A 6,982-nucleotide genomic window follows, 5' to 3' on the forward strand; every position below is an offset into this window, starting at 1 on the left:
GTCGGTGTCGACGTCGGTGTCGACGCCGGTGTCGACGTCGGTGTCGACGTCGGTGTCGACGTCGGTGTCGACGTCGGTGTCGACGTCGGTGTCGACGTCGGTGTCGAACCAGGCGACCGACGGTTCTCGGTTCCGCCCGCGACCGCGGCAGTCGAGCCCGATCCAGCAGCGCCCGTCGCCCGACAGCAGGACAAGGGGTACCGGCATCCCCCACTCCTTGACCAGGTAGGGGTGTCGAGCAACGAGGTCGTCCCGTCACGCCGCCCGATGCCCATCAGGTCGTCGAAGGGAACGTGGTCCTCGCTCCAGGAGGTCGGCCGGCTGGTGGGGAACACCTCGTGATCATCGGCCACGACGCCACCGTTCCGGATCCGCGGAAGGTCGAACAGGGCCGAGGGTGGCGTCACACCGAGACCCCTCGGCCTCTCGCACCATCTTGTCCGTCAGGGGTTGCTGGACACCGTGGCCGCCCTCGTCCCAGAACGTCGCCATGACCTCGTCGAATCGCGCCGTGCCAGCCGTTCTCACACGGCGAGGGAGACCGGTTCGCCGAGCCGTTCGGCAGCCTTCCTCCACGCCTCGGTCACCGCCGCACGGGCATGGACGGTCCGGCTCGGTACGTCCCCCGTCAGTGTGATCGGCGCCCCGACGTGGACATGGAGACCGGGCCTGCGCAGCGGGGCGGTTCCCAGGCCCGCGACCTGCTTGATCGGGCTTCCGGAGACGATACGGCGAGATCCGGCCTGCCCCAGGGGAATGACGGGTGCTCCGGTTCGGTGAACGAGTCGCGCGAGCCCGCTCCGGAAGGCCTCCGGGGCGGCTTCCCCGGCATCCTTGCGGGTCGGGATGCCGCCCTCGCCGTAGATCAGGACGAGGCGTCCCCGGGCGAGGGCTTCGGCGGCGCCGTCAAGGGCGTCACCGGCGCGTGCGTCATGCCGGTGGACGGGGATGTGTCCCTCACGGGCGAGGGCACGGCCGAGCACGGGGATACGCCAGAGGCCCGCGGCCGCCAGGACGGCCGGCTCCACGCCGAGACGGCGCAGCGCGGCGAGTACCACGGCGGGGTCGGCCAGGGAGCTGTGGTTGGCGACGATGATGCTGCCCGCCGCGAAGTCGGCGTCGCTGTCGGTGGTGACCGTCAGTCGGCCGAAGGCGGGCACCAGTGCTTCGGCGAGGCGGCTGAGCATGGGCGGGTCCTCCCGGACTCGAACGGTGGTGGCCTTCATCGTGGTCCGGGAATGTGCTGCGGGCCTGAGTGCCGGTACTCAGCGGCAGCCCCGCCGGCGTACCCAGTGTCTGGGTGCGGCCAGCCCCTGGGGGACGGCCGGTCGTGCAGCTAGCGGTCAGCGGCCGGCGTCGACACCGCGAACGGGATCGCCGTCCAGCAGGACCCCGCCGGGTGGATGTTCCCGAACCTCGATCCGACGATCCACCTGCACCGACAGCCGGAAGGACCGTGGACAGGGCTGGACACCACCGTTTCCTTCGGGCCGTCGGGACAGGGGCTCACCGGCAGCGTCCTGCACGACCGCCGCGGGCCGGTGGGCCACGCGGAGCAGATCCTCACCGTCCGCCCGCAGGCCGGAGTCCGAACCGTGGCTCGACCGGCCGTCGGACCGGATGACGACGCCGGCCATCCGCGGTGCGGCCGGGTCGACGGAGCGGCGGCCCTCCTGCCGTACGGTGTCGCAGGGCCTCACCACCGCCTCCTGCGGTGAGCCGGCTCGAAGGACCCGCAAGACAGACGTAGATCCGCCGACCGGGCGCGACCGGCCAGCCCTGACAGCAGGACCAGCGCCTCGTCCGCGGTTTCGGAATCGATCCCGGACGCCTGAAGCTCCTCGGTCTCGGACCACGGACTCCTCGGCGCTCGAACAGACCCCGGGCGCGCGGCCGTCCACCGCTGTCGGTCACTCCCCCCGCCTCGCCCTGTCGGCCCCGGCTGGGACACTCCCCCCATGGACACCACACCCGAGCACATGGGCTCCCGGAGCGCGGCCGGATGGACCGTCGCGCTCGCGGGCCTCGGTGCAGTCACCGGCTTCGTCTGGGACGGCCCGTTCCTCGCTGTCACGTGCGCGCTTTCTTTGGGAGGCGGCGCCGCCCTGGGCTCGATCCTGTCCCGCCGCCGGATGGTGGCGACCCTCCGGGAGGGGCGGGGCGAGGCCGCCGCGCTCGGATACGCCGACGGGATCGGGGACATGGTGGTGCTGGGAATATCCGCGTACGAAGTCTCCGTCTTTCCCTTGTCCGGTCCCGGCGCCGTGGACCCGGCCGAGCGCACGGCACGCCGTAAGGCCGCTTATCACCTCACGGCCGCCGAGGGGCTGCCGCACCACATCCGTGAGGCCGCGGCTGCCGCGCTCGAAGCGATCGACGACGCGCGCGACGAGGACACCCGATCCGCGATCGATGAACTCGTGAAGGCCATCCACGCGCAGCGCCGCCGTTCCTGAAGCCACACCGTCGCGGACATGCGGGCTGAACCGGACGGCCGCACAGGAGCCCGCCCGTGACGGCGGACCTGGTCCGCCGTCACCGCATGGCCGTTCGCGGTAGCCGGACCGGGGTGGTGCCGGGATCACGGCCGGTCCCCCGCCACCTACGCCCGGGGCGCCACCTCGCGGGAGGCTGCCCGGCACCCGCAACGCAACTCTGCCCAGCCGGTCAGGCGTTGGGGTCGAAGGGGATTCCGGCCGGCTTGGCCTTCGCGAGGTGGGCGTTGAAGTTGCCGTCCTTGAGCCCGAAGACCGCGCTGCCGAAGTTCGCCTGGACCAGCTTGTCCCGTACTCCCGCCGGATAGCCGTTCCAGCCTACGAGTGTGGGGAACCGCCAGCCGTGGTAGTGGTTCTCCGGCGGCTCGTCGTTGCTGTTCGCGGGGCGGAAGCAGTGCGTGCTCAGACCGTCCTTGTGGTAGACGACCTTGGGGTGTGTCCCGTCCCACCGGATCTGGTCACGGTTGTAGACGTCGAAGTCGCCGTGGGCCGAGGTCGAGACGTAGCGGGCCTCGTTGTCCTGCACCCACACCACCACGTGTTCCCAGTCGTGCCGGTGCCCGCCCAGTCCGCTGCCGGCCACCGCCTGGTCCTTCTCGAAGTAGAGCCCGTAGATGATCGCGCACCAGCCGTTGTTGCACTTGTGGCGCGCGTACCCGTTGGTGTTGTCCAGGTCCCAGGCGTCACGACAACTGCCGTTGACCGCACCGGTGGTGTTGAGGCCGGGGGATATCGTGCCGTCGGGGCCGATCGCCGGAGTCGGGTAGCAGCCGTCCGTGTCGTAGTCGAAGGCGGGCTGGAACGTCTGCTCCATTCCGTCCGCGTTCCCCGGCAGGGCGGGTGGCGGAGCGGCGAGGGCGCTGCTCGCCGAACCGATGACCAGCGTGATGGCGCCGGCGACGACGATCGACGCCCTGCGGAAGCGGGCTCCGGGCTTCATGGATCCTCCTGGTTGACGCGTGGCGGGGGCACGCGAACATCCTTGGCATGCCCACCACAAACGTAATGAACCCTTCCACCTGGCCCCACGCACCCTGGACACCGAGGGGATGAACGGTCGGCCAATTCACGAGGCCGACCGTCGGAGCCATCAGTGACTCACCGAGGGCGTGTACCCGTCGAGGACGCGGCGGCGTCCGACAGGCCGGCCCGGCCGGGGCGGAGGGTCCACGGCACGGGCTCGGTGTTCGTCAGCCACCGACCGGTGATCAGGTGCCGCGTGATGAGGAGACGCAGCCCCCGCGACTGCTTGCCCCAGCCCATCCCCTTGCACATCTGTTTGACGGACGGCCCGTGGCCGTGTGCCGCACGGAATTCCGCGGTGAACCGAGCGGCGCGCGGCCCCTCGTCGGGGTGGCTGTCCCGCCAGGCGTCGAACGCGGCGCGCACCGTCCCGCCGAACTGCGCCGGAACGGGTGTACGCGTGAACGCCTCGGCCACCCGCACCACGGGCATCGCGCACAGCGGGCAGTGCTCGACCGCCTCGGCGTGCCGCCGCAGCGCCGGACTCACCTGCGCCTTCCACTCGTCCCAGGTCATCGTCGGCGCCTTCGTGCGGGGCGTGGCAGCCGGCAGGGGGTGCAGGCCTGCCAGATGCCGTACGGCATCCCCCAGGAGGTAACCGTTACCGTCCACTTCGAGCAGGAAGCCCTTCGCCAGCAGCTCGGGCAGCGCGGCACGGCAGTGGGCGGGCAGGTCGGCCGGCAGGGTGCCCGGCCGGCCGGCCGGGGCGTGCGCGGCCAGATACAGTGCGGCCAGCCGGGCCTCGGTCGAGGTCTTCCTGGCCGGCTTGGCGGTCAGGGTCCGGTTCGTCCACCCCGACACCCGGGACCGCGTCATCTTGGCGAACGGCAGCCGGCGGTCCGAATCGTCCACGAGATCCGGCACGGTGATCGCCACGGGAACGTCGGGGTTACCGCCGATCAGGTCGCCCCGCGCCTGCCATCCCAGAGCTCCGACGGCGGCCACGGCCCCCTCCGCGTCGGCCAGGCGGAGCGAACGCAGGTCCTGCCCGGTGAGGTTGCCCGTGCCGCCCCGGGCCGACCGGATGGCGACGACCACCGCGAGGAGCTGGGCGTCGGCCCCTTCGAGCGGCAGCGAGCCCACGTAGGCCAGGAGCCGCCGGGCGGCCTCGCCCTGTCGGGCCGTCAACAGGAAGGCGATCGGAGGCTTCGCCACGGTCGACGCGGCAGAGGCAGGGCCAGGGGCAGCGGGCGTACGGGGAGAAGAAGGAGGCACGCCCGGTACAACGTGCGTACGGGGCCGAGGTCACGGCCGTCGCCCGTACTGCTGTACGAGCACGGAGGAAGGTCGCATGGGTGACCGAACTCCTACCGGTGAACGAGATGAACGCACATGGCGAGACCCCTGTTTCATCGAACCGGCCATGACCGGGCATCGGCCGCCACACAGGCACGCCCCAGCAACGAGGAGGACACGTCGTGGCCACGTCCGTCATGAGGCCGGGTTCCCGGCGTGGACGCATGCTCGCGGTGGTGGCAGGCAGGATCGGGGGGCTTCTCGGTGCCGGGCTCATCGGCCCCGCCCAGCCCGCGACCGCGGCCGGACGGCCCGTCGGAGTGCCCTGTCCGGCGGAACTCACAACGGACGCGACCTGCTGCACCGGGCAGGTCTCCTACGGCGTCCATCACACCGCCGTGCGGCGCTGTCCGACTGGGTGCGGACGGGCCGCAAGCCCACCCCCGCGGCCGTCTCGGCGCCCTGCCCCTCCTTCGACGCCGCCAACGGGACGGGGTGCTCCTTCCGGCCCGACTACGTACCCGGCTCCTACGCCTCACGGGTCAACGCCCGCCCGGGAGAGGGCCGTTGGTCCCCGCCGACCAGCGCCCAGGAAAGGGAGTGGAGCCGCCCGGACGACGTGGGCATCGCCCCCTGACGCACGGGCGGGCGCGAGGAAGACACTGCGGACACGAACCGCCCGGCCCTCCCCCGCGTCCCCCCGTACATGACCATCGGATCCGCGGGTCGTCGGTGTCCGGCGGCCACCACCGGAGAGGGAACGGCATGAGCGTCTTCCCGACAGGGGTGTCCCTCCGCACGGCGGCCGGCAAGGCGGCGGTCGTCGCACCCGTCGCGCTGGGCCTCTCCTACGTCGACGCGTGGTGCGTGCGGGCGAGTACCGGCGGGCTGGGGTGGCTGTTCGGCACCGAGTTCTGGCTCATGGTGCTGATCATCGCCGGGCTGTGGGTCCGCAGCTGGACCGACGAGGACGACCGGTGGGTGCAGGTCCTCGTGCTCGGCGTCCTGGTGGCCGGGCTCGTCGCCGGCCCGCTGCTCCTTTTCCACGGCGCACTCGCCGCGCTGGCGGCGGTGTCCGGCGTGGCCGTACTCGGGACGGCCGCCACTGTGGTGGCCCGTGTGTTCGGCTTCGACGTCCAACGCCGGGACTCACTACCGTGGTGAGCGGCGACATTTCCCGAGAGCCCGGCGAGGCCTCCGGCCGTGTCGGTGCCGAAGCCCGTTCCGGCGTCGCGGAACGTCGAGGTGTGAGTGAGAGCGAGGGCCCCGGGACTGCCGTTGTCCCGGACTGACGCGCCGTCACCCTCGGCACGGGTACGGGTACGGGTACCGGCGGCAACTCCCGGGTTTTCGGCGGCACATGGAACGGCACTCCGTCCTGGGCACGGACACGGCTGCCGTCACGGGTTCACGTGGCGCGGACGGATTCCTGCCACCCGCACCGGCGTTCCTGGTGCCCTGGAACGGGGCGTCCGTCGGTGCGGCTGTAGGCACGCACGCCGTACGGCCTCGGAACGCGTGGGCAGGTCCGCAGCGTGGCCGGGGGCGGCGTGCCCCGCTTCCCGAGGGACGGCCGACCCTGGATATCGTCGCCTCCATGACCGTCCTCCAGCGCCTTCGCCCCGACCACGCCGCGGCCCTCCTCGCCTTCGAGCGGGAGAACCGGGCATATTTCGCCGCCTCGATCCCGGACCGGGGTGACGACTATTTCGCCGAATTCGACGCGCGTCACAGCGAGTTGCTCGTCGATCAGGCCGCCGGGCTGCTCCACTTCCACGTCCTGGCCGACGACGAGGGGGCCGTGCTGGGGCGGGTCAACCTCGTCGATGTCGCGGACGGCTCGGCCGAGCTCGGCTACCGGATCGCCGAGCGGGCCGCGGGGAGGGGCCTGGCCACCGAGGCGGTCCGGCAGGTGTGCGCGCTGGCTCTCGCCGAGTACGGGCTGAGCGTCCTGCGGGCGGAGACGACCGAGGACAACCACGGGTCGCGGGCGGTGCTGGCCCGCACGGGGTTCGAGCCGGCCGGCGAGATCGTGCTGTGTGGCCGCCCGGGGCTGCGCTTCACCCGGGATCTGAGGGATCCGGCAGCCGGACCGCGCTGATCCTCGGGTCCGGCGGGCTCCGAAACACATCGGTGGGGGGGGCGCGCGGGGCGCCCCCCCCCGCTGGTGGGTGGGGTGGTGGTGGGGCGGATGTGGGGGGGTTCGTCTTTGGGGTAGTTGTGGGTCA

7 protein-coding genes and 1 pseudogene are annotated in these 6,982 nt (G+C 72.1%); 4 read left to right on the forward strand and 4 right to left on the reverse strand.

The features are described 5' to 3' along the window. Positions 1-207, reverse strand: a 207-nt coding sequence (locus ACFWVP_RS29555) for a hypothetical protein (protein WP_384501033.1), incomplete at its 3' end; no start/stop codon positions are given. Between the two features lie 317 nt (positions 208-524). Then, positions 525-1,187 carry a lysophospholipid acyltransferase family protein gene (locus ACFWVP_RS29560; RefSeq protein WP_384501034.1) on the reverse strand — a complete coding sequence of 221 codons (663 nt, stop codon included), beginning with the start codon at positions 1,185-1,187 and terminating at the stop codon, positions 525-527. Between the two features lie 168 nt (positions 1,188-1,355). Between ACFWVP_RS29560 and ACFWVP_RS29565 the strand changes: the two are divergent. Continuing rightward, positions 1,356-1,586: pseudogene (locus tag ACFWVP_RS29565) on the forward strand (thioesterase family protein); the annotation flags it as partial. A gap of 372 nt (positions 1,587-1,958) precedes the next feature. Then, on the forward strand, positions 1,959-2,456 hold the full coding sequence (locus tag ACFWVP_RS29570; RefSeq protein WP_384501035.1) for a hypothetical protein: 498 nt from the start codon (positions 1,959-1,961) through the stop codon (positions 2,454-2,456). Positions 2,457-2,667: 211 nt separating this feature from the next. Here ACFWVP_RS29570 and ACFWVP_RS29575 read toward each other — a convergent pair whose 3' ends face one another. Both ACFWVP_RS29575 and ACFWVP_RS29580 read right to left on the reverse strand, forming a co-directional pair. Continuing rightward, positions 2,668-3,435: an NPP1 family protein gene (locus ACFWVP_RS29575; RefSeq protein ID WP_384501036.1), complete on the reverse strand. Its 768-nt coding sequence runs from the start codon at positions 3,433-3,435 to the stop codon at positions 2,668-2,670. Positions 3,436-3,593: 158 nt separating this feature from the next. Next, on the reverse strand, positions 3,594-4,673 hold the full coding sequence (locus ACFWVP_RS29580; protein WP_384501037.1) for a hypothetical protein: 1,080 nt from the start codon (positions 4,671-4,673) through the stop codon (positions 3,594-3,596). Between the two features lie 846 nt (positions 4,674-5,519). Here ACFWVP_RS29580 and ACFWVP_RS29585 point away from each other — a divergent pair. Further along, on the forward strand, positions 5,520-5,918 hold the full coding sequence (locus ACFWVP_RS29585) for a hypothetical protein (protein WP_384501038.1): 399 nt from the start codon (positions 5,520-5,522) through the stop codon (positions 5,916-5,918). A 433-nt stretch (positions 5,919-6,351) separates the two neighbouring features. Further along, entirely contained in the window at positions 6,352-6,855 is a 504-nt protein-coding gene (locus ACFWVP_RS29590; RefSeq protein ID WP_384501039.1) for a GNAT family N-acetyltransferase, read from the forward strand. Positions 6,856-6,982: the final 127 nt, after the last annotated feature.

This window comes from Streptomyces sp. NPDC058637, from assembly GCF_042717325.1.
Classification (GTDB): Bacteria; Actinomycetota; Actinomycetes; order Streptomycetales; family Streptomycetaceae; genus Streptomyces.

Excerpts from the sequence above, each read along its gene's own strand:
- ACFWVP_RS29575 (WP_384501036.1), bottom strand. The coding sequence starts at position 3,435 with ATGAAGCCCGGAGCCCGCTTCCGCAGGGCGTCGATCGTCGTCGCCGGC.
- ACFWVP_RS29560 (WP_384501034.1), bottom strand. The coding sequence starts at position 1,187 with ATGCTCAGCCGCCTCGCCGAAGCACTGGTGCCCGCCTTCGGCCGACTG.
- ACFWVP_RS29585 (WP_384501038.1), top strand. The coding sequence starts at position 5,520 with ATGAGCGTCTTCCCGACAGGGGTGTCCCTCCGCACGGCGGCCGGCAAG.
- ACFWVP_RS29590 (WP_384501039.1), top strand. The coding sequence starts at position 6,352 with ATGACCGTCCTCCAGCGCCTTCGCCCCGACCACGCCGCGGCCCTCCTC.
- ACFWVP_RS29570 (WP_384501035.1), top strand. The coding sequence starts at position 1,959 with ATGGACACCACACCCGAGCACATGGGCTCCCGGAGCGCGGCCGGATGG.